A 25,807-nucleotide genomic window follows, 5' to 3' on the forward strand; every position below is an offset into this window, starting at 1 on the left:
CCTGTCACCGGCATCATCAATCATCATGAGCACCGATAATCATAAAACAAGCTGGTGGCAATAACCACCAGCTTGAAAACATATTCTTTATGGAGTGAACTCCTCGGCAACACACCATGATCACCTGCTCTTTTTTAGGATAGCAGGTGCTTGGGACGCAAACTTATTTTGCTTTGACTTTTAATTGGATACTGTTGGACTTATAGATTGATTTCACTTTGTACTTGCTTGGCAACCCCACGGTCTCGATTGAGGAAAATGAGCCATGACGCTTATGATAGGTGATGATCGTGGACCCATCAGCCGGTACGTAATGGTCCGAAAAACGGAGACGCAATGTCCCTTTCATTTTTGCCTTGCCCTTAATGTTGAGCAGATCTTGTTTACCGCGAAGATTGAGCTCAAGTATACCCTTGGCAGATTGTTTGTAGTCTCCCCCGATGATCAGTTTTCCTGACACTTCTTCTTTCAGGGTGCCTCCGTTGTTTGAAACATCGCCTCTCCCAAAGGCTGTCTTCGAGTCGCCTTCAAGTGTTCCCTGATCAATCCGCGTACCGCGGAATATGTATTGTTCCCCTCCAGCTTTAAAGTGCCTGTCCCCTTTTTTGTCAGCTTTCCAGTACCGGAGATATGTTGCGCCAGCGATCCAACGCATGGAAGCCGCCTTTGGAAGAATCCATGGTCACGGTAACATCTTTGGCAAAAGCGCCATACCCATCGGCGGCGGAAAAGAGATCAAGCCGTCCCCACCCTTCAGCATCATCAAGAACAGGATAGCCGGAAGGAAGACCGGTAGTGGCTAAAATCCACCGGCGCTGCGTGTTGTCAAGGTATGGAAAACGTGTTTCCAGCAAGACTTCAGCTCTCTTAGGAACCGCCATCGGTTTAGTTGGCCGATGAATTTGGCCAAATCCATATGTCAGTCGTTGGATATATTGTTTTTTATTCGCGTGATAATCGCTGAACCGGTCTTCCGCTGTCCCGGTTTGCGTTAACAACTTGCTGCGGGCTTCAGCATAAGCAGCCTTTTTCAACCTTTCATTGGCTGGATCAGATAGGATAGCGGCCGCCAATGCGGTTCCCATTACACGTCCTCCCATTACATCAAGCGGGGAATGCATCCCGGCAACAATACGGTTATGGCCGAGTTCCGAAGCCCTGGTAAGCAGTTCCTGATAACGCTCCGGGATGGCATAGGCCATAGCAAAAGCGCTGAGATATGCGGCATTCGTATGTCCGCTGGGAAACCCTCCATCTTTGCTAGGATCAGGATTTATAGCGGGAACAAGGGTTGGTACAATGACTGAATTGCTTTTCCAGCGAAACGGACGGGGATAATTAAAGTATCCCTTAGCCGGGTTTGCTGAAGAATAAGTACCTCGTAAAGTATTGACCAAGCCCACGATGTTTCCAAGATGAGAACCCGTACTGCCTGCATTGGTTCCTTTATCATCATATTTTTTAATCAAGGCATCTGCCGGGATACTGTTGATCGTTGTCGTGGCTCCCGCATTCATCCGATATACATCGGTAAGCGGACCAAGACCGTCAATCACACTGTAGCTCTGATTCCTGCGATCATCAAAATATGCAGCATTTTCCTCACTAAAAGTACGGCGTTCAGCAATGTCAACAACTTTTTGAATGTTGGCATCCAACACGCTGCTGTTCAGTTTGGTACCGCTATTCCAGGTACTTCCGGGAGTCCAAAGCTTATTAAATCCGGAAAGTACCCCGATCACCGGATTAGAATTCACTGTAATATTAGCAGAGCTGTTATTTTTGTAATGATCTGCGAAATATCCTGCAGGGGGCGGCGTCGGCGGGGCTACTGTTTTTGCTTTAGCTGTTGCGCCCGCATTGCCTACACTCAGGGAACTTTGCAAGAGTGCCAGAGAACATACAGCCACCAATAAATGCTTCCTCATCCTTGGTAATTTCATTTACATCATATCCCCCTTGCTCTTCATTCTATCTCCAAAAAGCTATTAGTTATCTATGATCGTAACTTACATTTGTTAATGAAATCGTGTTATTTCATTAATATTTTGTTTATATTTTTCAGCTTCTCCCTCCAACATTAACCTTTAGTCTTAAAACCGGTAAACAAAGACGTCATCGGCACATACAGCTCGGGCCTGAGCTAGAAAAAGTCACCTTCGGCCCTTGATTCGAAGAAGGGAAAATCCGGTCGCAAAATCGCATAGGAGCGCTGGATCTTCCCCGGATTGTGAAGCGCGCTGACAGGCTGAGAAGGAGAAACAGAAGAAATTTATAGAGGGCGAAAAGCCGCTGACTTCCCGTCAGCAGCTCACAACGAATAGCTCTTCATTCCATTAAAAATCTACAATGACATAGATCCATTTCCACCTTTGATCAACCAATAATATGTTCCTTAAAAGGTCACGGGTGATGAGAAAACGATCCAGGACAAAGGCATCATGCCAAAAATAATACCGGCATGTTGTAAATCACAGAGCCCCCCCATTTCCCCAGCGAAAAGCAAGTGAACGTAAAAAAAGAACCCTGAAAAGAAAAAGGGTTCTGATCGCAGCTGTAAATTTTTACGAAGGATGGAAGCGTCTCTTTTAAGCCCCCGGTAAATTCCTTTCGAGGGCTTACAGCTTTCCAGTTAAAAACTGCGCTTCGCCAAGCCCGAAACTCCAATCGGCATCACCATTTTCGGTAATGGACACCATTACATCTTCTGGGGAAATACCGCATTCCGCTTCAAGCTTTTCAGCCAGCAAAGCGTACAATTTCTCTTTTTGGCTCTTCGTTCTTGTTTTACTGGTGATGCTGATCACAACCAAATCTTTAGATCTATTCAACCCCAAGCCTGTATCCTGGATAATGAGCTCATTCGCCGGGTGCTGATGTACAATTTGATAGCGGTCTCTCTCCGGAACGTTAAACGCTTCTACCATCGCGCAGTGGGCGGTATCTAACAATGTTTTTAATGCTTTTTCATCGCGGCCTTCGATTAGATCGAAACGTAATAATGGCATGTTGTATACTCTCTCCTTCATCATTTTTGATCTTGCTCAAGAAATCAAAGGTTCGGTTTTTTTCCGCCCTTGATCCATTGTTTCGATTTACAAGACAATGGATAGATCAAACTGATAAAAACATAACATATAACCAAAATATAATCAACATTTTATCAACTTATCATTTTGTTATCCACAAGAGTTTTCCAAAAATCAGTTGACATTAATTCCTTAGGAGATTAGTATGTAAATAACAGTTAACCAACAAGTGACAATCATATAATCATAAAATATTTTTTTGATATTCTACGAAAGCGTTTTCTTTCGGCTCGTTACTCACGGATTCCTGCCTCCGCATCCGGCTCCTACCGCTATCTCTGTCGCTTATGGCGCGAATATCGGGCAAGTGCTGCTGCTCGGTATCATCATCGCAATTCCGACGGCTGTGATCGCTGGTCCGTTATTTAACAAATTCGCGATGAAGAGGTTTCCGAATGCGTATCAAAAGAGCGGAAATTTATCGGCTTTAGGGCCGAGAAAGACATTTCAGCTTGAGGAAACACCGGGATTTGGCATCAGTGTGGTCACCTCATTATTTCCGGTTATCTTTATGGCTGTCGCAACTATTTTTTCTTTCGTATTTAAAGGAGATTCGAAAGGAAAAGAAATCATTGAATTTATCGGTACGCCGGGAACCGCTATGCTGATTTCTCTTTTGCTTGCCATTTATACAATGGGATATGCGCGCAAGATTTCGATGCAGGAAATTGGAGAATCTTTATCGCAGTCGATTTCACAAATTGCCATGATGTTATTAATCATAGGAGGCGGCGGAGCGTTTAAACAGGTGCTTATTGACGGCGGCGTCGGTGATTATGTTGCCGATCTGTTCAGCCGGACAACTATGTCGCCTCTCTTAGTTGCGTGGATGATTGCTGCCGTTCCCCGGCTTTGTTTAGGCTCTGCCACAGTGGCGGCGCTGACCACTGCGGGAATGGCTGCTCCCCTCATGACGGCGGGGGATGTAAATCCAGGGTTGATGGTGCTGGCAACCGGGGCGGGAAGCGTGATTGCCTGCCACGTAAACGATGCCGGCTTTTGGATGGTAAAAGAATTTTTCGGACTGACTATGATGGAGACATTTCAAACATGGACGCTTTTGACGACGGTGCTTTCTGTCACAGGGCTTGGCTGCGTCCTATTGGCGGGATTGTTGATTTCATAAGAACTAGTGCAGGACGGGCGGAACATATTGAAGTTTTTAAACAAGAGCCTTATAAAGAACTCCCTGATAAAATCAATCGGCGCCGGATCAATTCATCGTCGGCCGCTTCGGCCTTGCTTTGAAGATAGAGAAAACACAGCACGAGTTCGCCAAGGCGTTCGGGATCCCGCGGGGCTATGTGTCCCGGATCGAAAAAACGGGCGCTGATGAAGATGTTTTTTTATCGGGCTGAGGAGAAGATGCTGAAGAGGACAAATCGCAAATGAAGAGATAATAAGAATAAGGGCTAGGATAATAAAACCCTAGCTCTTTTTGTATTCTAATATTTATATAGATCTACCATAAAATAAAAAAATTCCTCGTGGGAAACCGGTCAAGTGCGAAAAGAAGTCACACTGATTTTCCCCATTTTCCAAATATTCTTCCTATTGCCGCAACAAATGTAAGGATAAACGGTAAGGCTACGACAAAGCATATCAAAGGCACCCACTTTGATATGCCAGTTATGTAATGAAGCATTGCTGTTAAAAGAGTTAAGCAAACCAAGGTAATAGTGACATGTCGAACGGATTTTTCACTTCTCTTATACTTTTCAATCAGGGTTGATCGATCAGTATATATCGGAGAAGTCCCCGGCTCAGCGACGAAGATGTGCATCCCGTGGTAAGAGCATATATGTGCCCATCCTGCGGCTTCAAACGTTTCTATATAATCCTCAAAGCCGTCTTCATCAATATCCTGATAATCAATACTGTACGTCAAATTCTTCGGCTCGGCTTTTTTTAGCCTATACCCCATAAATGCAAATGAGTCGAGCACCCAGCCTTTGCTGGCCATATCACTGAGTTTTTTCATATCTTTTTCTTCTGAAAAGGCCAAGCCATCGGACATGATATATTTTTTTTGTTTCATATTAATCCCCTTTCAATTGTTGAAAAGCGAGCTCTCCGTGCTCAGCCATCACTCTTTTGCGTTGAATTTCTTTTTTTAATAATTCTCGGCCGTGCAGAGTTGTTTGGTATACTTTGCGGCGCGGGTTGTCGTTGTCTACAAGTTGAATGACCCCTGCTTGAAGTAATTTCTTTAACAGTGTGTATAGAGTAGCCGGACCGATAGCAAATGAATCGTCGGTCATCTCCTCTATTTCCTGCATGATGGAATATCCATGTTTTGGTTCTAGCAATGTTAAGACGATGTAATACGCTGGATCGGTGAGCTGATCCATTTCCTGTGAACGCTGCTTTGGCAAGTGGTCACCTCATTTCTTATATCAATAACTGATATATCACTTATTGATATAATAGAATTTTCCTTTTGATTTGTCAATACGATATTCTTTCTGAATTCTGTCATCATAAAGAAACCACCGCCGGCTGAGATCACTTTTTTGGTATCACAGATAGACTACCGCCTTTCCCGGCTCCGGCCGCTCTATCACTCATATTTTTCCATCCGGATTCTCAAATGTTCGTTTTCCTCTTTTTACTTTCTAAGAAAAAAGAGCTCCTCCAAAAAGAGGAACTCGTACTTTACGAATGAATCAAAACGCCGTCTCTGTATTTGATTTTCAATTCCGGCCAATACGCTTTGTTCGCCTCGATTAAATCGTCCAAAACGGCTTTTGCCACTCTTGAGGAAGGAAGTGTTTTGTTTAATGTGAAGGCTTGCAGCGCTTTCTCATAAGATCCTTCTGTTATCGCTTCTACCAGGATTTTTTCCGAGGCCAGCTGCTGATCGATCATGGCTTTGTAAAAGTACGGAATGTCCCCGACATATTCAGGTGCCGGACCGTCGGCATTGATCAGGCAAGGCACTTCGACCATGGCATCATCCGGAAGATTCGGGATTGTGCCGTTGTTTTCAACCATGACAAGGTACCGTTTCCCTAAATTTTTCGCCAGAGATACGGTGACATCCACGATGAAAATGCCATGCACGCCTACATGGAACTGATCGGAAAGCACACCCGTCTCTTCATATTGCTTAACGGTTTCAAACAATGTTTTTTCGCGGCCGTTCATGACCTCATTTGCCCTTGTATATTCTTTATTCGATGTCTCCACAATCAAATCTGGCAAAAGATAGTATTGCAAATAAGGATTTGGGATGTATTCCGGAAAAAAGTCCATTATCAATTTGATATTTTTAAAGGTTTTGATCCAAGATGCGTCCGCATGCCGATAATCGATTTTGGAAATATCCTCTGTCAGTAATCCGTGTTTATGGATATGCTCCCGGAGCTCAGGCAGACGGTCAACGCCGTCGACTTCGACTTTTGTAAACCAGCCGAAATGATTCAGACCGAAGTAGTCAACAACCAGATCTTCCCGGTTGACGCCGAGGATGGCGCTCATATTGCGCATCGTTGCAACCGGCATATCACAAATATTCAGGACTCTCGCTTTCGGACGCAGTTTCCTTACGGCTTCCGCCACTATTGACGCAGGGTTGGAGTAATTGACGATCCAGCAAGTCTCTTTTGCATATTGTTCAACAAAATCAATTAATTCCACCATTGGGGAGATCGTTCTTAACCCGTACGCCAATCCGCCGGGTCCGCATGTTTCCTGGCCGACAACACCGTGGGAAAGAGGGATTTTTTCATCAAGTTCCCTCATTTTATATTTTCCTACCCTCATTTGGGCGAACACAAAATCTGCGTCTGTAAATGCCGTCTCTGGATCAGTTGTGTCCACGATGACAATCTTGTCTGTATATTCGGAGATAACCGCTTTCGCTGCAATGACCACCTTTGATTGGCGCTCGCCGTCGATATCATAAAAACGAATTTCTGATAACGGAAGGTCTTCCAATCGTTCCATTAAGCTTCTGATAATCCCAGGGGTATACGTGCTTCCGCCTCCTGCAATGGCTAATTTGTACGTTTTCATTATGTAACGCCTCCTAATGTCATATCCACTTGATCCCTAACATGTTTTACATGTAGTCCATAGACGACTTGTACATTGTTGCCGGATTTTATCACACCTTTTGAGCCGGTTTGTTTTAAGGTTGCTTCGTCAACGATAGTTGGATCTTTTAAAATCAGCCTTAATCTCGTATAACAATTATCTACATTTTCAATATTGTCTTTTCCGCCCAATGCCTGGATGATCGTTTCACCGAGACCGGAGGCGGCGGTATGTCCTGCAGCTGTTTCCCGCTGTGCGGCATATTCCTGTGTCGCCGCTGTACCGGAAGGCACCTCATCCTCTTCACGGCCGGGTGTTTTTAAGTTCAGTTTTACAATCAGGAACCGGAAAGTGACAAAGTATAGCGCGAACATGATCAAGCCAACAACAATAAACATCGGCCAATTCGATTTTGTTGTACCGAGCGGCAAATTGTACAGCAGGAAGTCGATGATCCCGTTCGCACCGATTGCATGTACGTCGAAAATGCTGAGAAGCATCATTCCTGTACCGGCAAGAACGGCATGCACAACAAACAGGATCGGCGCGACAAATAGAAATGAAAATTCCAATGGCTCTGTTACGCCTAAAAGAAATGAAGTAACGGCTGCCGGCAGTAAAATGGCTTTTGCCTGTTTCTTTTTCTTTTTACTGGCAGTGGCATACAATGCCAGCGCAGCCCCCATCAACCCGAACATCTTGCTTAACCCGCGGGCATCCCAGTTTACTGTGCCGCTGAGCACTTTCACCGATTTATCGGCCATTTCGGCAAAGTAAATATTTCTGGCACCGTAAATCATATCGCCGCCGATATGGGCTGTTCCGCCTAATTCTGTATACAGGAAAGGCGTATAGATGAGATGGTGCAGCCCTGTCGGTATAAGAATTCTTTCGAGAAAACCGTATACAAAAAATCCGAACACACCTAAATCTTTAATGCTGTTTGCCAGCCATGTAATGCCGTTTTGGGCATACGGCCAAAATTCCGAGGCCAGCGCGCCAAGAATCATCGCGCTCGGAATCGCCAAAATGGCGACAAACCGATGGCCGGAATAAATTTGCATCACGCCTTTAAATTGTTTGTCACAGTATTGATTGTGAAGAACACCGACAAGCGCTCCTATTAAGATCCCTGAAAATACACCCATTTCAAGAACTTGGACATTTAAAACAAGTGCCTGACCGGATGCTTGCATCTGATCAGCAGGAACTAAGCGGTTCGACAGCTGCATCACCTGGTGCATCGCGTTAATAAAAATGACAAAGGATACCAGACCTGTTAGCGCGGCATAGCCTTTATCTTTTTTCGCGAGTCCGATCGGAATGCCGACAGCAAAGACCAGCGCCAGGTTTTGAAGAATAGAAACCGCTGAACCGGATATAAATTGCCCGAAGTGCTGTATGAAGGGATAATTGAGAAAAGACACGTACTTTGCCAGATTGCCGTTCCCAAAAACATTCCCGAATGCGATAAACAGTCCGATGATCGGCAATATCAAAATCGGCGCAAATAATGATTTGCCAAAAAGCTGCAGCCCATTTAAAACCCTTTTCATCCCAACCTTCCTTTCGCATAAAGTAAGCGTTATCAATTACAAACAAAGTATAGCGCCGGGGCCACGATTAAAAAAGAGATTTCGTCGAATCTGTATCATGTCAACAAATGATGTGAAATGTCACAGGAATTAAAACTCCTTGATAATGCCTTTTTGGATAGCGAGGCTTAACAAGGTATCAATCAGCAGCATCATATTGGATTCATAAGAAGTGACCTGAAACTCCTGCTGGGATTCAATCGTCGGGTCGATAACGGGAAAGACGAGATCAGCCAGTGAAGCGGTTGTGCTGTGTTTATTTCCGGTAAACAGAATCGTCTTCAATCCATTGTTTTTGGCAATCTTGACTTTTTCAATCACACGATTCGTTTCTCCGGAGCGTGAAAATACGATGAATAATTCGTACTTCTGGATGTTGTTCCAAAATAAAGCGCGGCTGTCGCTTGTAGAGGAGTTCGATACATAGTAGCCGAACAGTTCCATCTTTTTAGCAAGGTAATTGGAGAAAGTAGTTGAAAATCCTGCGCCGTAAAAATAAATTTTTTGGCATTTCTGAAGTTGCTCCAGGAAGACCTGAACATGCGTTTCATTTAGTGAAAGAAATGTGAGTTCGTAATTTTGCATAAATTCTTTTCGCTTTGTTTCCAGCGGACTATGAATCCCTTCGAGGAACTCCGCTTCTGTATCCGGCATTTTGGCAACTTTGAGCCCCAGGTTATAAATAAACTCGGTATATCCGCTAAAACCGAGTTTTTTACAAAGCCGCAGAATGGAAGTCGTGGAAACAAACAGTTTATTGGCAGCTTTTCTTATACTTAATTGCTCCCCTTCCATCTTTTTTTGAATGAGAAAGGACAAAATATCTTTTTCAGACTGATTTAAGTTTCTGTCCATTGCATAGTCCATTAATATTTTATCGGTCGTATTCAAAAATGAGTCCCCCTCGTGTACACGATGTTCGTTTTAATCCCTGCTTTTTCGCCAATTCCTATTATAATCGTGCGCTAGATTTCAGTTCAATCAGCATGGATGGTCATCGCAGACCCTGCGGGAAAATCAGTTGTTGTCAACCGCTCCAGCCTTTTTTCATGAATATTACTGGTTGTGAAATAACGCACTTGATGGGTTATACTAAAAATCGGAAATAGATTGGGAAGAAATGATACTTAAACTGACAAGACATAGTCTAATTCAAAGAAATAAGTTAATTCAATGATAAAGGTGGGTTTATATGCCTAAAATTGATAATATGCTGGCAATTCTATGGATGCTTAGTTCAGGTGAAAAAATTACCGCAAAACAAATGTCTGAAAAGTTAGAGATGAATATAAGGACTGTGTATCGTTATATTGATACACTTTCAACAAGCGGTGTACCTATCATTTCAGACACGGGACATAACGGTGGATACACTTTATTGGACAATTTTATTGAAGCTCCTCTTTTTTTTGATTTTGAGGAGCAAACCTCACTATTCCACGCTGCTGTTTTTGCAGAAGAAGCCGGATATTATGGAGGTGAAGCACTAAAAAGGGCTGTTTCAAAGTTAAGCAAATATTCAAACCAAGAACAGGAATCAAAGAGAAACCAACATTTAACCAGTCTTGAAGTAATCAGCCGATCAAGTCCCCTCTCTATGGAACCTTTCTTGAAGGAGTTGGAGCAGGCTGTAGCTGACGAATACTCTGTAAAAATTCTGTACCATAAAAGTGGCGAAGAGCAATCCAAGTATAGATTGGTCGATCCGTACAGAATAATTTATTGGAATAATAGGTGGTATGTGATCGGATTTTGTCATCTTAGGAATGATATCCGTAGTTTTAGAGTAGATCAAATTGAAAGTCTAATACTAACCGAAAATAAATGTAACCGGCCGGAAAATTTTTCAGCACGTGACTTTTTTTTGAAAAACCTCCTTCCAACTATTAAAGATAAGGAAGGAATCGCCTCTTTGGTTATTAATGGGAACCGAAGGGCGTTGGATGACATTTGCCAACATTGGTTTTTAGGACATTATTTACAAGAACGGACTTCAAATCAAGCAGTATTTCTTCTTGAAAAAGATATGATCCATACATATGTGCCTTATTTAATTTTACCGTACGGTAAATCTATTCAGGTTATTGAGCCAATAAGTCTTAAAAAAAGACTTATTGAAGTTCTGTCGGAATTAATAAAATTTCATCAAGTATGATAACTTCCCTGACGATAGCTGTCAGGGAAGTTATTTTATAATGGGCTATATCAATTGTGATTGGAGTGTTCTTGGATGCAAACAAAAAAAGTTTATCTTTATGTATTTAATACAATGTCAGACTGGGAATATGGATATTTAATTGCTGAACTAAACTCAGGAAGGTATTTCAAAAAAGATGTAGCACCTTTAAAAGTAGTTACAGCAGGAGCTAATAAAGAAATGATGACTACGATGGGAGGATTAAGCATAAAACCCGATATTTCCCTTGATGAGTGTACTCTTGAGAGTAAAGATCTTTTAGTTTTACCTGGAGGAAATACTTGGGGAGAAGATATTCATCAATCTATCTTGAAAAAAGTTGGCGAAGCTTTAAAGCTTGGCACTATTGTCGCCGGAATTTGCGGTGCAACTGAGGGTTTAGCGAATAGCGGGTACTTAGATTCCAGAAAGCATACAAGCAATAACTTAGAGTATATTAAAATGGTCTGTCCTAATTATAAAGGAGAAAAATTTTATGAGATGAAACCTGCGGTATCTGATGAGAATTTGGTTACTGCATCAGGAATTGCTCCTCTGGAATTTGCAATGGAAGTACTGAAAAAATTAGATGTATTTGCACCAGATACATTGCATTCATGGTATAACCTAAATAAGACTCATAATCCCGAACATTTCTTCCGATTAATGGATACAATAAATGGATGAGCTCAGTCTAATAATTACCCTGCTTTAGACAATGTCAAAGCATCAATACTTGGATTTTTTTATATAACTTAAAAATGTTTATGGAAGTAAAAAACGAACAAAGCACATCCTGACGTTGGTATAAATAGACTGGTAACAATGGCGGGCTTTTTTCTTTGGTGATAAAGATGGAACGATTTTCAAGAATCAGGCGCGATTGCGGAATAACAAGCAGTCGCTTTTTACTAGGAAGATTTGAATTATCCTATAACAGATTGCATGTAAATATTAAGAAACCCAGCTCATTTCTCATGTGCAGACAACTGGGTTTTATAAAGTTGAATGTGCAAAATAACGCTTAAAAATAGCGCAAATGCTAAGCCAGATAAAAAGACAAGACTTTGCAAAGCCTTCTCCTCTGCTATCAATCCCAGATGTTCGGGCGGTCTATTCTCATTGTTCTCATATAGTCTAATAACTGACCCGTATGAACAGATTCGTGGTAAGTGATGCGCATTAACATATCTCCGAGGGTTCTGACATAACCGACATCAGAACGGTCTATTTGAACATTCTCTAAATCGCTTACACTTAGCGTCTTAATGTAATTCAAGAAATCTTCACGAAAAGGTTTAGCGAATGCAAGTTCATCATCTACCGCTGTAAATTTTCTGTTTTCAAATGGATTGGATAAATTAGATCATGCTTTACTACCTCTTCCGATCAGAACTTGGTGATAAAGAAACTCGCCTTCTAATCAATGCCTAATCATTTCAGCACACGTTAAAGCATCTGCGTCTGGCTTCCAATTTAGCATTTGTTGAGGTATGGCTTTCCAAACTTTTATGCTCCTTCACCGAACCTCTTCAAAATTCAATATAAGTAAATCATTGTTACTCATTAAAATTTGTCCTCCCCTTTGCTTTTAGGTGGATTACACCAGAAAAATGTGTACCTATGTTCTAAAATAGCTAAAGTTATCAATTCAAAAAAAGATAAGAAAGCAATCATGTTAACGGACTTCACACATGCATCATTCTTTGAACATCCGCAGTTATAACAGCATTCCCCTTGAATCATGCAAAAATATACTTGAAATCCATATTCATCTCTGTTAAAATTCATTTCATAGCTAATGATTCTGATAATTAGAGGCGGGTCTGACACATGGAACGTTTAAATAAAAGATCGCTGCTCCGCAATGAAGAACACGACACACTCAGCAAACTTAAACAAATGCATGTTGAGTCTCTAAATCTGGAAGCGATTTCGATCGCTACAAATCTTTACCGATCTGCTCAAAGGCTCCGTGTCAAAATGGAGACTGAAGTTCTTTCTTCATACAAATTGTCTTGGACCGCCTTCTCCATTCTTTACGATCTATGGATTTGGGGCAGGCTTGAAACGAGAAAAATCGCTGAGCTGTCAGGCATTTCAACAGCTACGGCAAGCAATGTGATTAAAACGCTTGAAAAAAAGGGGTTTTGCTCCAAAAGCATTGATACAAGAGATCGAAGACTCGTTTTTGTCTCGATCACTGCAGCCGGTAAAAAAGTGATCGAGGAACTCTACCCTCAGTTTCACAAAGGGGAAACTCAGCTTATTTCGGGCATGACGAAAGAGGAGCAAGAAACCCTGAAAAAGCTGCTTAGAAAAGTGGCTGACAATCTTCATACCATAAGCTTTGACGGGAATCAGTAGCGGCTTGTCTCCCTGTTTCAGAGAGCCGGCGGAAGGTGTAAGCCGGCACACAGACAAACGTGAATTACCTCCCGGAGCTTTCTTTGTGAACAACAGTAGCAAAGAACGGAAAACCCCGTTATCTGAATGAGCGGAAGACGCTGTCTTCAACCAGGGTGGTACCGCGTGCATTGAGTCACGTCCCTTAAGGGGATGGGCTCTTTTTTTTGTTTATAAAAAAGGAGGAAAAACGATGAAAGCATTTGATCAGCTTACAGCAGCACAGCAAAAAGAAGTAGAAAGGCAGCTTCAGCTATACATGACAGGCGCCCAGGAAGTCATACCGCCGGAGGAATTAAAGGCCAAGCTCGTCAACTCCATTTCAACAGGCAAACCGCTGAAAATCAAACTTGGATTAGATCCCTCTGCACCGGATGTTCATCTGGGACATACCGTCGTCTTAAACAAACTTCGCCAATTTCAAGAAAACGGCCATATTGTACAGCTTTTGATTGGTGATTTCACTGGGAAAATCGGTGATCCGACAGGGAAGTCCACAGCCAGAAAACAGCTGACTGATAAAGAAGTTCGGCATAACGCCAAAACATATTTTCAGCAATTCGGAAAAGTGCTGGACAAAGAAAAAGTCGAGCTTCATTACAACTCAAACTGGCTGAAGAAATTAAACCTAGAGAATGTCATTGATTTGGCAGGAAAAATAACCGTGGCCCGCTTGATGGAGCGCGATGATTTTGAAGAGCGCATCGCCCTGCAAAAACCGATTTCCCTGCATGAATTCTTTTACCCGTTGATGCAGGGATACGATTCCGTCGTTCTCGAAAGCGATATTGAGCTGGGGGGAACAGACCAGCATTTCAATGTGCTGATGGGACGGCATTTCCAAGAAAGATACAACAAAGAAAAACAAGTCGTTATTCTCATGCCGCTGTTGGAAGGCCTGGACGGCATCGAAAAAATGTCTAAATCCAAAAATAACTACATCGGGATTGATGAACACCCAAACGAGATGTACGGAAAAACGATGTCGCTGCCGGACAGCCTGATGAAAAAGTATATCCATTTGGCCACGGACATAGAACTCGAGGAGAAAAAACAGCTTGTGAAAGACTTAGAAACTGGAGCTGTTCACCCGAGGGACGCCAAAATGTTTTTAGCCAAAACGATCGTCCGGATGTATCACGGATCGAAAGCGGCAGAAAACGCCGAACAGTCTTTCAAGACGGTCTTTCAAGAAAACGGTCTGCCTAAAGATATCCCGGCGGCGCTTTGGAAAGGCGATCGGAAACTATCGATTATCGATCTGCTCAACAAGCTGGAGCTCCTCCCTTCCAAGAGCGAGGGGCGCCGCATGATCCAAAACGGGGGTGTCAGAGTTGACGGAGAAAAAATAATGAATGTTCAAACGGAGATTACCGTGAAGCAGAATATGATTATTCAAATCGGAAAACGAACATTTGTAAAGTTAAAAACAGACGAGTGAAACATATATGGCCTGGCTACTGCGCCAGGCTGTTTAATATTATCACCGATTCAATCTTGCCGCTGAATAAGGAACTTCAGTCTGTTTTTAATATACATGTCTTTTATCTCATGAAGACAACTAAGAATAACACACAGCATGATTAATGGATCACCTGTAATGAGAGCACTCAGAGTCGTCGTATCGGAGCAGAGGCCATTGCCAAACCTGGGATTCACAGTATGCCAGCCCGGATACAGAAGTGAAACATTTTACAAAAATGGAAATACCCCATTGATATTTTAGTTATTTTGCCCTATGATTAAAGACGTACATAAATATGATCTGGGGGTTAATCATGAAGAAAGCAACAGTTTTATTTCTAACGGTTTGTTTAGCAATTGTATTGGGGGCTTGTGGTTCTTCAGAAACCGCAAAAAACAGCGGGGATACTAAAAAATCTGCCGCAAGCGAAAACAAAAAGTCCGATAATGACAATACACAGGAAGATGAAAACCTGAAAGGGAAAGATATCTATACGAATAACAAATTGAATATAAACGGCACTGTCGGACCAATGAAATATACGATTAAGAGTGTTCAATTAAAAGAAATGCAACCGAAAAATGAAGCAACAGCTAAACTGCTCGGCGTGAAAGTCGGCGATACAGTTAACGCCGTAACAATTGAAATGTCAGGCGAAAATACATCAGATGATGATGTGAATTTTTATTTGGGACAAGCCACAATTGTCACTGATACGAAAGAACAGCTTGAGCCTGAAATGCTTATCTCCAAACATATCGAAGGAGAATATCTAGGAAAAGTGAAAAATGAAGGCGCCAATGTGTACATTCTGAAAAAATCGTCTGTTAAGAATTTAAAATCGATTGAAATCCGGGTTGATGCTCCGACAAACAACGAATTTGAGCCTCTTGGAAAAGAAGTAAAACATACGATTAAAGTTAATAATTAACGAAGATTGCCCTTTTTAGGGCTTTTCTTCTCAGAAAAAAAGAACAAACATTCCCTTATCGAAATCACACTCAGCAGATCCTGCCTTTTATTGATGGAATGTATCTCCCTGCACAAAAAACACCCCTTAGAGTGCTTTAAATAAGGGCTCCGTCAAACTCGGCATACACCGGTATTCCCCTCCCCTAAAACATCATATCCTTTTTCACTTGTTTGACTGCTGCCTTACGAAAAGTGGCGATTTGGGGTAGATTTAGAATTCTTTGGCATTACTTGCCCCTCATCGAAAAGCGAAGAGTTTCATGAAACACTGGGTAAAAAGCAGAAAAAGAAAGGCCGCAGCTATATTCCGGCCTTTCTTTTCTTCGTTGAAAAGCAGCTTCTGGACATCTTGAAGGAAAGCCGCGGCAAACCGCCCCCCTTTCAAGCTTATTTGTTGTTCTTCTGCAAAAACGCCATAACAGCTGTTGTCATATCCTGTGCTTCTTTTGGCGCATCCGGAGAACCGAACATCTTATTTAAACCGCTATGGGATAAGTTCTTGACTTGATAAACAAATTCAGAACCTGCCGCTTTGTTTAAGGTTTCTGCAAAATGATACACAGCTGGATCTCCCCAGCGCGTAACAAGGTAAGCCGGCGGCATATTTGGTTTGTTTATGTAGGTGAGCGGTGATGCTTCTGTCCACACCTTTTGATCAGCGCCAAACACCTTTTTATATGACGGAATCGCTTCAATGAATTGCTTTATATTTAAAGGGCCGTCTAATATAACAATAGAATTGAGTAATGCCGGTTCAAGACCGACTCGATGCAAATATTTTGCATCCGTGGCGATTAAGCCCGCCAAGTGCCCCCCTGCCGAATGCCCCATGACATTTATTTTCGATTGATCAATTTGATACTCATCAGCATGATTCGTCACCCATTGAATCGCCTTTGCAACATCATAGGCCATATCATTATACTGAACATCGGGATGAAGCCGATAGTTGACAGACACGAATACATATCCCTTTTCTGTAAAATACGCCGGCTTTGAAGCAACATTGCTCTTGTCTCCGCCTGTCCATCCCCCTCCATGAAGATAGATGATAACGGGATGTTTTTCTTTTTTGTCCGTCTTCGGTGTATATATATCCAGTGTTTGTTTTTCTTCTTTTTCATAATGAATATTTTTTATGTTCTTGTTTGCAGTGCATGCGAATAAACCGATACATACAATGATTAATGCTGCCCATTTGATAATTCGTCTCAAATTTTAAACACCTTTCTCTATAGCGATGTTGTGAAACATGTGATTGGCGGATCACGTTGATCTATATGAAGAACATGAAATGTATGTTGAATACAAGACACGTCCAATTAGAAAAAGAACACTTCAAAATTCCGATGCTGCTCAAATCTTAATTTATCGGATAAGAAAACTCCTGCTACGAGGCGGAAAAGATTCCGCCTCCCCCGTGCGACTGTAAATGTCAGACAGAGATCTAGTCGGAGTATGCGGTCGTAAATCTCTCTGCTCAGAAGCGGTCTTTTCAAATAGCATTTAGAAAACATTGATACATTCATTATAAACAGAAACAAGATACTTACAATTATGAATTGAGCGCAATCCACAAAAATGGAAGCTGAATAGGAGGGATCGACAAAATAACCATTCAATGATCGCGTGTCCGGATTGGGAAGCGCACGCCGATATAGATGGTTCATTGCAGATACTGGTAACAAAAGAGGCCGGCGTCACCATCACCTTGCCTCTTTTGTTTTTGTCCGGGTGCGGAGGTTGATGGTGATGCCTTTTTCCTTTCAAAGTTTTCTTACTTTATTTTCATCTTGAACATCTTTTTTCCACTGGGCGTATCCGCCTGTCATGTTATACACCACTTTTATTCCAGCCGCCTGCAGCAGGCTTGCGCCGATAGCCGACCGAACGCCGGAACCGCATTGGACAATCACCGGACGTCCGGCAGGAATTTCATCCAGGCGATCCGGAATCGTTCCAAGCATCATATGTTTCGCACCTTCAATATGCCCTTCTTTCCATTCGTTTAAATACCGAACATCAAGAATTTGTGCATGTTCTTCTTGAAGCAAAGCATTCGCTTCCTTCGGTGAAATGTTTTGGTATGATTCACGTGCTGAAGATGAGGCGACCGCTTTGTCTGCATCCATAGCATACGGAATTTGATCAATACCGATAGAATGCAGAGTTTCTTTGATATCATCCAGTTCCGCAGGGTTTGCTAATACATAAAGAGGCCGTTGATAGTCTACAATCCAGCCGGCCCAGGTCGCAAATGATGAACGAAATGGCAAATTGATCGTTCCCTTTAGATGGTCTTTTGCAAACAGAGACGGCTCGCGTGTATCGATGACTTGTGCTCCGTTTCGAATGCTTTCTTCTAATTGAACGATATCAGTCATTTCTTTTGTTGCGGGTACATTCGCCAACAGAGCAGGTCCGGTTTTATTCATTTGTTTCATCACAGCAAAATACGTGGGCGGTTCAGGCTGCCCATCCAGCAAGGCTTCCACAAACAAATCTCGGCTTGTATGCTGAAAAGCCCAATTAAACCTTTTCTCATATCCTACAGTTGAAGAGGGGATCGCTCCGAGAGACTTTCCGCACGCACTGCCTGCCCCATGCCCCGGCCAAACTTGCATATAATCAGGGAGTTCCCTGAATTTTTCCAGAGATTCGAACATTTCATGGGCACCTGCGTTTGCCGCGCCTTGTGCGCCTGCTACTTTTTCCAGTAAATCCGGCCGGCCGATGTCACCTGCGAATACAAAATCTCCTGTAAAGATGCCCATTGGCTGATCCGCATGTCCGCCGCCATCCGTTAAGATAAATGAAAGACTTTCAGGGGTATGGCCTGGTGTATGAATCACCTCAAATATGAGATTGCCAATTTTAACATCATCGCCGTCTTTTAATAGACGGTGAGGAAGGTGATCAACATATTGATACTTCCAATCTTGCCCCCCTTCATCTGACAGGTATAATGTGGCATTAAGCGTTTCAGCAAGTTCACGTGCTCCGGAAACAAAATCTGCATGGATATGTGTTTCCAAAGCTCCCACAATGCTCATCCCATGCTTTTCCGCTGCCTCTATATACGGTGCGATGTTTCGCGCCGGGTCGATCACCACAGCCTGTTTTGACGTCTGGCATCCCACCAGATAAGAGGCTTGAGCTAATCTTTCATCATAAAAATATTTTAATAGCATATCGATTTTCCTTTCAGAAAAAATATTTAATAAAAGCGCCCTGATCGGCTTATAGCCTTAAGCACGCTACATTTTCCCTTTAAGCATTCCCTTCCAATACATGATGGGGAGCAGGTTTTTTTTCAAAAAATACATGCTCCGGCGTTCAACAGCTTGATTAAATGGCATCGTTTCCCTCGGCCGTTTATCATAGTCGAACTCGGCCAGCACAACCTTGTTGTAGCCTGTCACAACAGGGCATGAGGTATACCCGTCATATTGCGCTCTCAAAGGACGTCCATCCATTAAAGCCATCAGGTTTTCTACAACCACCGGTGCCTGCTTTCGAATGGCTGCACCTGTTTTGGAAGTGGGCAGATTGCTTGCATCCCCAAGCCCGAAGACATTTGCAAAACGGTTGTGTTGAAGCGTGCGCGGATGAACATCGATCCAGCCTGCTTCATCGGCTAGTAAGCTATGTTGAATGAAATCCGGCGCTGCCATAGGCGGGCAAACATGAAGCATTTCAAATGGCCGGGTGATCATGCTGCCCGTCTCCAAATCTTCAAAAACGGCTTTTTTTCTCTCCCCGTCCACTTTCACCAGATGCCTCCGGAAACACGCCTGAATGCTTTTTCGTTCCAGCACTTTTTCCAGAGCTGCGCGATATTTGGGAACATCGAAAATCGCCGGATTCGCTGATTCAAATATGACGTTCGTCCGGTCGCGTATACCGGCTCTCCCGAATGCTTCTTCTGCTAAATACATGATTTTTTGGGGAGCTCCTCCGCACTTAATCGGTGTGTTGGGGTGAGTAAAAATTGCGTTTCCCCCTTTAAAATTGCGAATGGTGTTCCACGTATCATCAACATGTTCATATGAATAGATGCTGCACACGCTATTTTTCCCCAGCGTTTCAGGCAAACCTTTCACATGCTCCCAATGGATGTGAATACCTGGAGCTGCAACGAGGTAATCATAAGTGAATGTATGATGATCTGTTGTTGTGAGACGATGATTCTCAGGATCAAAAAATGCCGCGCTCTTCTTGATCCAGTCTGCTCCGTCCGGAATGACGGAACCCATATCACGCCTTGTGCGCTCTTTTTCTACAACGCCTGCTCCTGCCAATGTCCAAAGAGGCTGATAAGCATGATGATCAGCCGGGTCTATGATCGCTACATCTCCATGAAGGGCTTTTCGCTTCCGCAGAAGCCTCGCCCCTACCGTAATTCCTGCCGTACCTCCCCCTACTATGATCACTTTATAATGCTTCTTCATCTTAAAACCTCCTCAAAAGAGCGGGATGTTAAACATGTCACGATCATATGAAGGCACTATAACCATCTTTTAGGGCTCAACAAGCTTGCAGTTCACCAATCATGCCGAGCGTTTCTCCAGCGGAGCCCCATATGTCTGTTAATCGGAATAACAAAATTCAACCGGCTTTATCATTAAACATTTTAAAGAGCCCAGGATTCTTAATTCCTGCGGATTCTCTTACGTCATAAACTCAACAGACAAAAGATCAGAAGCATAGCGGCAGTTCTTCTAAAGCTCTCATCAGAAAGTTGCCTTTCCATTTGATCTGTCCCCTTTCACCTTTTATTTGTAAATTTGGGCAGCGGCGCAATAATGTCGAAATGGCGATCTTTGCTTCCAGACGGGCAAGCGGTGCGCCAAGGCAAAAGTGTCCGCCGTGGCCAAAGGCAATATGGCGGTTGTTTTTTCTTTCAATATCAAACATCTCAGCATTCGGAAACATCTTTTCGTCTCGGTTGGCAGAGGCTAATGAAATGATGATCACATCTTTTCTTTTGATCTCTTGTCCATGCAATGTAAACGGTTCGGACGCCCAGCGCAGGGTGGTCAATTCAACAGGACTGTGAAAGCGCAACGCCTCTTCTATGGCTGAATCCATCAAAGCGGGGGTTTGGCGAAGCTTCTGCAATTGATCGGGGTGATGGAGCAGTGCAAATATCATATTGGTGATTAAGTTTACGGTTGTTTCATGTCCCGCAACGATCAGCAGCATAATTGTCGAATACAGCTCTTCTGTGCTTAATGTAGTCCCTTCGCTTTCTGTCTGGATTAATGCACTGATTAAATCTTCCGCGGGGTCGTTCCTTTTTTTCCGAACTAAATATTCCAGGTATTCGGCGAATTCTCCTATTTTATGATTGTTTTCTTCGAGGCTTTCAGGGGTATCAGTAAAGTCAATAACCGCTTGCGACCAAACTCTGAATTTTTGTCGGTCTTCAAGGGGAATGCCAAGCATTTCACTTATCACGATAATCGGCAAGGGGAAAGCGAAATCGTCTGCAAGGTTCATGAAATGATCGGGCTGTACGTGGTCCAGTAAAGAATCAGCGATATGTTGAATTCTGTCTTCAAGCTGCAAAATCATTCGGGGGGTAAATGCTTTCTGAACAAGGGACCTTAAGCGGCTGTGGTCTGGGGGATCTGAGTTGAGCATATGCTTTGTTAACGGTTCTTCATTTTCCAACGGCATGGGACGGCTCTCATCTTCTTTTTCCGCAAATACATTTTCATAGTTTTTCTTTAACCTTGCATCCTTTAATAATTGGATGGCATCATCATATCTCGTCATAAGCCAGCCTTCACCCAGGTCTCCCAAAGATACGGGATAAACAGGGCGGGATGCGCGCAATTCTTTATATAATTCATACGCCTCTTGTTTAAATGCCGCCGAAGAAAGATGTGCTTCAGATAAGATGCCGGAACTTAACTCACGTTTTGAAGACATTGTTACAACCTCCATCTCCCTGAAAATTTTGTTAACAAAACCTTTTATTAACATTATAAACCATAAAGATTAATTATGCTTTTTAAATCCATCCCGCAACATACAAGCCGTAATGTCTATTAAAATGTGATGTTGTCATGTCATTATGCATTTCAAAAACAAATGAAAGATATTTCTTCTCGAGTCTCACCAGTGATATTTTTTTAAAAACATCTTGGTAACTCCTCGACTGCTGCCGTCGACATGAATCATTGATACACCTCCTTTCTGCACTGAACACTTATTGACTAATGAACAATGTGTTCATTATAATGTTGAGCACATTACAATTTCAATCGGCAATCAAGCTATTCATGTTCATAAATGAACATCACCTAAACAATTGTCTATTAATGGAGATTCACAAATGGAGGACAGACGGACCATTAAAGAGGCATTTTTAAAACTTCTTCAGGAGAAAGACATCAACAAAATAACCGTTTCTGATTTAGGCAGAGTGACTTTTTATCTTCACTATAAAGATATTTTTGACCTGGATGAGCAAATTGAGAATGAACTGTTTGACCAGCTCGGGAGCTTTTATGATGCTTCCTTTCCAAGTGATGATCCGCTGAGCATGCTTGCCTTTATAGAAAAAATGACAGAATACATTTATCAAAATGCTGAGATTTTCACTTTGCTAACCAAGCCGAAAAGGAACATTGTAACGATCGAAAAATTTAAGGACTTCTTTAGAATGTGATTGAAGAGCTAAGCATGGAACGAAAAATAGAAAAAGCATTTATCGTTTCTGGTGTAACAGGTGTTATTGAGGAATGGATCAAGAATGGGATGGTACAAGCGCCATCGTATATTTCGGATGTCATCCATCAATTGCTTTTAAAAATCGAATCGCAGGGTAAATGAAAAAACCGCTTAAAAGCGGTTTTTTCAGATTTTCTTTCTATCGGCCATGATCCATCTCTGTTTTTGCAGAACTGCTGTTCATTCGTTTTTTTATACTCAGATGATAATAGGCGTAGCAGAAGATGATTAACGGGACGCCGAAGTAGAGTCCGATGCGCTGATCCGGTATAAAAATCAGGCTGATCAATACGGCTCCGTACAGCGCAAATCCAAGGATGGGGACAGCCGGATAAAAGGGCGTCTTAAATTTCAGCTCGTTTATGTCTCCCCCTTCAGCCATAAACCGTTTCCTGAAGAAAAATTGAGAGGCGCAGATAGACATCCATACAACAATGGTAACCATTCCTGAAATCGAGATGAGCCACAAATACACCGTTTCCGCTGCCACGACGCTGGTCAGCAATGAAAATCCTGAAATCGAAATGGTCACCGCCAATGCGCGGATCGGCACTCCTTTTTTTGATAAAGGCGTCAGCCGTTCTGGCCCCATCCCGCTTTTCGAAAGCGACCACAGCATTCTGGATGCCGCATATAGACCTGAATTTGCCACAGATAAGACAGCTGTTAAAATGACGAAATTCATCATATCAGCCGAATACGGTATCCCGACTTTATCCAGTACAGCAACAAATGGACTTTCGATAACTCCTGCCGTCTGATATGGAATAATCGCAACCAGTACAAACATAGCTAATACAAAGAAAAATAAAGTGCGCCACACGACATTTCGAATGGAGCGCGGGAGCGTTTTTTCGGGATTTTGACTTTCTCCGGCTGCAATGCCAACCATTTCTGTCCCCTGAAATGAAAAATTGACCATGACGAGCGTTAACAGAACCGCCGGCAAGCCGTTGGGGAATAGTCCGCCCTCAGATATAAAGTTAGCAAAAAAAGGAGCCGGCTGTCCCCCTTGAAAACCAATCAAACCAAAAATGGCTCCAACTCCAATCAAAATAAACAATACAATGGCCGTAACCTTTATACTTGAAAACCAAAATTCGGTTTCAGCGTAGCTTTTTGCCGACAATGCATTGATTAAAAACGTCATCACTCCAAATATCAGACACCAAACCCAAATTGGCGCCTCCGGAAACCAACGTTGCATAAGTATCCCCGCTGAAGTGAATTCTAATCCGACGGTATTGGCCCAGCTGAACCAATATAACCATCCGACCATAAATCCTGTGGACGGTCCTATGTATGTCGAGGCATACGACTGGAACGATCCTGATACAGGCTGGGCAACCGCCAGTTCTCCGAGACAGAGCATCACTAGATACATTAAAAAACCGCCTAGAATATAAGCCAAAATCGCTCCGCCAGGACCTGCCTGGCTAATTGTAAATCCTGACCCCAAAAACAGTCCCGTGCCAATCACTCCGCCTAAAGCAATCATAAACAGGTGGCGGCTTTTCATTGTTCGCCGCAATTCATTGTTCCTATTTCCTTCTCTCATCATATCCCTCCATCATTTGCAGTGTTCAGCCAGACTGATTTACTTCTTAGAGACGATTTTGTCATATGATCACTCTGAAGCAAATAGACGGATGTTTTTCGGATCAGCTCGGGAAGCACCTTGAAGGTATAAGGCTTGTACACTCTCTCCGTCCATTTATGTCCGTCCTTCCCGTAAACCCCCATATTAATTGATGGGATATTTAATTGCCGAATATCTTCAAAGGGAATCGTGCCAATCGTTTCCCAGCCGGGAAAGTTACGTGTAAATGAAGCGATTTCCTCCTCTGTTTCATGGAGTGAAAGAAAGCTCCCATCCGCCAAATAGGGGAAGAATTTTTTATATGCGAATACTTCTCCTGTTTTTTCGGCCGTCTCCTCAACGGCTTCCTTCACATTCTTCAGCAATTGGCGATCACGGGCATCTTCCTCTCTCAAATAGTTATGGGGCAAATATGGGGGAGCATAAAATAGAATGACCTTTGCGCATTGTTCCGGGTCCAGTTTTTGCAGTGCTTCCACAACCTTAAAGCACCTCATCCGCAGCTCCAGATGCTCATATTGCCGATGTGTTTTATGAATACAAGAAACCGGATCCAATCCCTTTTGTTTCAATTCCTCAATATAATTTTCAAGCGTGACAACTTGAATATTCCAGGATAGGTTCTTTTTTGGCAGACGGGTTCGTTCCGAAAAATCGTCATAATACTCTGATAGTTTTTTCTCTACATCGGCACATGCTTCCACCGCCACCTGATACAGTTGGTCTATGACTTCTTTGGCGGTTTTTTCATAGATAAAATAATTAAAATATAAATAGCTGCTGACTGCGGTCTGGACATTATACGTCTCTTTATGATCTCTTTGATATAGACAGGACGGCGGCATGATCAGCTCCCCTTCAATATGTTCAGCCAAGTGAATGTTATTGTGAATTCTGCTTGTCAGTTCAGAGGCAATAAAATTCGGATCAATGCCTGCCAGTGTATCCCCCACATGGACTTCGCGGCCGTAAATGTAAAAACACGGCAGGAGTTTGCCGGCAGCGCCTGTATAAATGTAGCGCGTATGATCGCCATCGTATAACGGTGTAATAAAATCTGTATTGATGGCGGCAAGATAATGAAGCTTTCTTTCTTCCTGTAAGCGACGCAATTCTGAAATTGCAGATAAAATGCCGGCGTGCTGACTTTCTTCATCAGGATTAGCCATAAATAAAATATTCCCCGGCAGTTCATCAAGGTGCTCGCTAAAGTGCAAAATATTGACCAAATGAACAGCGATGCCGCTCTGCATATCGACAGAGCCCCTTCCGAACATCCAATCACCCGACAAAGCGTCCTTTCTGACATCATCATGAAATGCATAGCTGGAGAAATATGTGACAAGATGGTCAGGATCAAGGGCATGTTCCTTTAGAACGCCAAAATCTTCTATCCCGACCGTATCTAAATGGGCATGATAAATGACGGTATCCCGGCTATGATGATTTCCCTTTACAAGCGCAAATACATTTTTGCGTCCAAGCGGATCACCTGGAACCAGCTGCTCCCACACCTGTTCAGGATGTTCTTGGAAATAAGGAAAGCTGGTCAATATCTGTTTGATATAATCGGCTATGTTCACCTCCCCCGCTGTTCCGTTAATGCTGTTAATGTTGACCAAACATTTTGTCAGTCTTTCAGCTTTTTCTTCCATCGTCAGTCTTCTTATTTGTTCATACATCGATAAATCCTCCAATTTTCAGCATTTCCTTTTCGCTCATTCA

19 protein-coding genes, 4 pseudogenes and 1 other annotated feature are annotated in these 25,807 nt (G+C 42.8%); of the genes and pseudogenes, 9 read left to right on the top strand and 14 right to left on the bottom strand.

What is annotated here, in order from left to right; all coding sequences use genetic code 11:
- Positions 1 to 163: 163 nt before the first annotated feature.
- Together BTR1S_RS11505 and BTR1S_RS11510 are read right to left on the bottom strand one after the other, a co-directional pair.
- Positions 164 to 1,943: pseudogene (locus tag BTR1S_RS11505) on the bottom strand (acid phosphatase).
- A gap of 675 nt (positions 1,944 to 2,618) precedes the next feature.
- The gene (locus tag BTR1S_RS11510) at positions 2,619 to 3,008 is read right to left on the bottom strand and encodes a tautomerase family protein (RefSeq protein WP_006637709.1); all 390 of its coding nucleotides are present in this window, start codon (positions 3,006 to 3,008) and stop codon (positions 2,619 to 2,621) included.
- A 313-nt stretch (positions 3,009 to 3,321) separates the two neighbouring features.
- On the opposite strand from BTR1S_RS11510, the pseudogene BTR1S_RS11515 reads away from it, so the two are divergent.
- Positions 3,322 to 4,215: pseudogene (locus BTR1S_RS11515) on the top strand (gluconate:H+ symporter); the annotation flags it as partial.
- An 88-nt stretch (positions 4,216 to 4,303) separates the two neighbouring features.
- Positions 4,304 to 4,481 (top strand): annotated as a pseudogene (locus BTR1S_RS23720) (sigma factor-like helix-turn-helix DNA-binding protein); the annotation flags it as partial.
- Positions 4,482 to 4,605: 124 nt separating this feature from the next.
- On the opposite strand, the gene BTR1S_RS11520 reads toward BTR1S_RS23720, so the two are convergent.
- The 5 genes from BTR1S_RS11520 to BTR1S_RS11540 all read right to left on the bottom strand — a co-directional run bounded on the left by BTR1S_RS11520 (position 4,606) and on the right by BTR1S_RS11540 (position 9,613).
- Positions 4,606 to 5,127, bottom strand: a complete 522-nt coding sequence (locus BTR1S_RS11520; RefSeq protein WP_029419292.1) for a DUF2812 domain-containing protein — start codon at positions 5,125 to 5,127, stop codon at positions 4,606 to 4,608.
- Between the two features lies 1 nt (position 5,128).
- Positions 5,129 to 5,464, bottom strand: coding sequence for a PadR family transcriptional regulator (locus tag BTR1S_RS11525; RefSeq protein WP_006637713.1), 336 nt, complete (start codon positions 5,462 to 5,464; stop codon positions 5,129 to 5,131).
- Positions 5,465 to 5,744: 280 nt separating this feature from the next.
- On the bottom strand, positions 5,745 to 7,106 hold the full coding sequence (locus tag BTR1S_RS11530) for a 6-phospho-alpha-glucosidase (RefSeq protein WP_029419291.1): 1,362 nt from the start codon (positions 7,104 to 7,106) through the stop codon (positions 5,745 to 5,747).
- Entirely contained in the window at positions 7,106 to 8,683 is a 1,578-nt protein-coding gene (locus BTR1S_RS11535; RefSeq protein WP_029419290.1) for a PTS transporter subunit EIIC, read from the bottom strand. Before BTR1S_RS11535 ends, BTR1S_RS11530 begins: the two co-directional genes overlap by 1 nt.
- Positions 8,684 to 8,812: 129 nt before the next feature.
- Complete coding sequence (locus tag BTR1S_RS11540) at positions 8,813 to 9,613, bottom strand: MurR/RpiR family transcriptional regulator (RefSeq protein WP_029419289.1); 801 nt, start codon at positions 9,611 to 9,613, stop codon at positions 8,813 to 8,815.
- 301 nt (positions 9,614 to 9,914) lie between these two features.
- Between BTR1S_RS11540 and BTR1S_RS11545 the strand changes: the two genes are divergently transcribed.
- Positions 9,915 to 10,877, top strand: coding sequence for a helix-turn-helix transcriptional regulator (locus BTR1S_RS11545; RefSeq protein WP_006637717.1), 963 nt, complete (start codon positions 9,915 to 9,917; stop codon positions 10,875 to 10,877).
- A 75-nt stretch (positions 10,878 to 10,952) separates the two neighbouring features.
- Positions 10,953 to 11,585, top strand: coding sequence for a type 1 glutamine amidotransferase family protein (locus tag BTR1S_RS11550; RefSeq protein WP_006637718.1), 633 nt, complete (start codon positions 10,953 to 10,955; stop codon positions 11,583 to 11,585).
- Positions 11,586 to 11,988: 403 nt separating this feature from the next.
- Here BTR1S_RS11550 and BTR1S_RS23275 read toward each other — a convergent pair.
- Positions 11,989 to 12,411, bottom strand: a pseudogene (locus BTR1S_RS23275) (DinB family protein).
- A 320-nt stretch (positions 12,412 to 12,731) separates the two neighbouring features.
- On the opposite strand from BTR1S_RS23275, the gene BTR1S_RS11555 reads away from it, so the two are divergent.
- The 3 genes from BTR1S_RS11555 to BTR1S_RS11565 all read left to right on the top strand — a co-directional run bounded on the left by BTR1S_RS11555 (position 12,732) and on the right by BTR1S_RS11565 (position 15,700).
- Entirely contained in the window at positions 12,732 to 13,265 is a 534-nt protein-coding gene (locus BTR1S_RS11555) for a MarR family transcriptional regulator (RefSeq protein WP_006637719.1), read from the top strand.
- Positions 13,240 to 13,453, top strand: a binding site (T-box leader). It overlaps the preceding gene by 26 nt.
- Positions 13,454 to 13,497: 44 nt before the next feature.
- Positions 13,498 to 14,745 carry a tyrosine--tRNA ligase gene (tyrS, locus tag BTR1S_RS11560; RefSeq protein ID WP_006637720.1) on the top strand — a complete coding sequence of 416 codons (1,248 nt, stop codon included), beginning with the start codon at positions 13,498 to 13,500 and terminating at the stop codon, positions 14,743 to 14,745.
- A gap of 337 nt (positions 14,746 to 15,082) precedes the next feature.
- A complete protein-coding gene (locus BTR1S_RS11565; protein WP_006637721.1) occupies positions 15,083 to 15,700 on the top strand; it encodes a hypothetical protein in 618 nt (205 codons plus the stop codon).
- Positions 15,701 to 16,128: 428 nt separating this feature from the next.
- On the opposite strand, the gene BTR1S_RS11570 is transcribed toward BTR1S_RS11565, so the two are convergent.
- The 4 genes from BTR1S_RS11570 to BTR1S_RS11585 form a co-directional block, all read right to left on the bottom strand.
- On the bottom strand, positions 16,129 to 16,956 hold the full coding sequence (locus tag BTR1S_RS11570; RefSeq protein WP_029419288.1) for an alpha/beta hydrolase: 828 nt from the start codon (positions 16,954 to 16,956) through the stop codon (positions 16,129 to 16,131).
- 551 nt (positions 16,957 to 17,507) lie between these two features.
- Complete coding sequence (locus BTR1S_RS11575) at positions 17,508 to 18,932, bottom strand: MBL fold metallo-hydrolase (RefSeq protein ID WP_006637723.1); 1,425 nt, start codon at positions 18,930 to 18,932, stop codon at positions 17,508 to 17,510.
- A 66-nt stretch (positions 18,933 to 18,998) separates the two neighbouring features.
- Positions 18,999 to 20,192 (bottom strand): FAD/NAD(P)-binding oxidoreductase, encoded by a 1,194-nt coding sequence (locus tag BTR1S_RS11580; protein ID WP_006637724.1) that lies wholly within the window; start codon positions 20,190 to 20,192, stop codon positions 18,999 to 19,001.
- Between the two features lie 247 nt (positions 20,193 to 20,439).
- Positions 20,440 to 21,678 (bottom strand): cytochrome P450 family protein, encoded by a 1,239-nt coding sequence (locus BTR1S_RS11585; protein WP_029419287.1) that lies wholly within the window; start codon positions 21,676 to 21,678, stop codon positions 20,440 to 20,442.
- A gap of 406 nt (positions 21,679 to 22,084) precedes the next feature.
- Here BTR1S_RS11585 and BTR1S_RS11590 point away from each other — a divergent pair, with 406 nt between their 5' ends.
- Together BTR1S_RS11590 and BTR1S_RS23280 are read left to right on the top strand one after the other, a co-directional pair.
- Positions 22,085 to 22,420 carry a TetR/AcrR family transcriptional regulator gene (locus BTR1S_RS11590; RefSeq protein ID WP_255265714.1) on the top strand — a complete coding sequence of 112 codons (336 nt, stop codon included), beginning with the start codon at positions 22,085 to 22,087 and terminating at the stop codon, positions 22,418 to 22,420.
- Positions 22,417 to 22,584 carry a TetR-like C-terminal domain-containing protein gene (locus BTR1S_RS23280; protein ID WP_224254426.1) on the top strand — a complete coding sequence of 56 codons (168 nt, stop codon included), beginning with the start codon at positions 22,417 to 22,419 and terminating at the stop codon, positions 22,582 to 22,584. Before BTR1S_RS11590 ends, BTR1S_RS23280 begins: the two co-directional genes overlap by 4 nt.
- A gap of 37 nt (positions 22,585 to 22,621) precedes the next feature.
- Here BTR1S_RS23280 and BTR1S_RS11595 read toward each other — a convergent pair whose 3' ends face one another.
- Positions 22,622 to 24,040, bottom strand: a complete 1,419-nt coding sequence (locus tag BTR1S_RS11595) for an amino acid permease (protein WP_029419286.1) — start codon at positions 24,038 to 24,040, stop codon at positions 22,622 to 22,624.
- Positions 24,040 to 25,764: a M20/M25/M40 family metallo-hydrolase gene (locus BTR1S_RS11600; RefSeq protein ID WP_029419285.1), complete on the bottom strand. Its 1,725-nt coding sequence runs from the start codon at positions 25,762 to 25,764 to the stop codon at positions 24,040 to 24,042. Before BTR1S_RS11600 ends, BTR1S_RS11595 begins: the two co-directional genes overlap by 1 nt.
- Between the last annotated feature and the right edge of the window lie 43 nt (positions 25,765 to 25,807).

This window comes from Bacillus sonorensis NBRC 101234 = KCTC 13918 (genome assembly GCF_001592005.1).
In the GTDB taxonomy this organism is placed as follows: domain Bacteria; phylum Bacillota; class Bacilli; order Bacillales; family Bacillaceae; genus Bacillus; species Bacillus sonorensis.

Coding starts and splice junctions, on each gene's coding strand:
- BTR1S_RS11510 (WP_006637709.1), bottom strand. CDS start 3,008: ATGCCATTATTACGTTTCGATCTAATCGAAGGCCGCGATGAAAAAGCA.
- BTR1S_RS11520 (WP_029419292.1), bottom strand. CDS start 5,127: ATGAAACAAAAAAAATATATCATGTCCGATGGCTTGGCCTTTTCAGAA.
- BTR1S_RS11530 (WP_029419291.1), bottom strand. CDS start 7,106: ATGAAAACGTACAAATTAGCCATTGCAGGAGGCGGAAGCACGTATACC.
- BTR1S_RS11535 (WP_029419290.1), bottom strand. CDS start 8,683: ATGAAAAGGGTTTTAAATGGGCTGCAGCTTTTTGGCAAATCATTATTT.
- BTR1S_RS11545 (WP_006637717.1), top strand. CDS start 9,915: ATGCCTAAAATTGATAATATGCTGGCAATTCTATGGATGCTTAGTTCA.
- BTR1S_RS11550 (WP_006637718.1), top strand. CDS start 10,953: ATGCAAACAAAAAAAGTTTATCTTTATGTATTTAATACAATGTCAGAC.
- BTR1S_RS11555 (WP_006637719.1), top strand. CDS start 12,732: ATGGAACGTTTAAATAAAAGATCGCTGCTCCGCAATGAAGAACACGAC.
- tyrS (WP_006637720.1), top strand. CDS start 13,498: ATGAAAGCATTTGATCAGCTTACAGCAGCACAGCAAAAAGAAGTAGAA.
- BTR1S_RS11565 (WP_006637721.1), top strand. CDS start 15,083: ATGAAGAAAGCAACAGTTTTATTTCTAACGGTTTGTTTAGCAATTGTA.
- BTR1S_RS11575 (WP_006637723.1), bottom strand. CDS start 18,932: ATGCTATTAAAATATTTTTATGATGAAAGATTAGCTCAAGCCTCTTAT.
- BTR1S_RS11580 (WP_006637724.1), bottom strand. CDS start 20,192: ATGAAGAAGCATTATAAAGTGATCATAGTAGGGGGAGGTACGGCAGGA.
- BTR1S_RS11585 (WP_029419287.1), bottom strand. CDS start 21,678: ATGTCTTCAAAACGTGAGTTAAGTTCCGGCATCTTATCTGAAGCACAT.
- BTR1S_RS11590 (WP_255265714.1), top strand. CDS start 22,085: ATGGAGGACAGACGGACCATTAAAGAGGCATTTTTAAAACTTCTTCAG.
- BTR1S_RS11595 (WP_029419286.1), bottom strand. CDS start 24,040: ATGAGAGAAGGAAATAGGAACAATGAATTGCGGCGAACAATGAAAAGC.
- BTR1S_RS11600 (WP_029419285.1), bottom strand. CDS start 25,764: ATGTATGAACAAATAAGAAGACTGACGATGGAAGAAAAAGCTGAAAGA.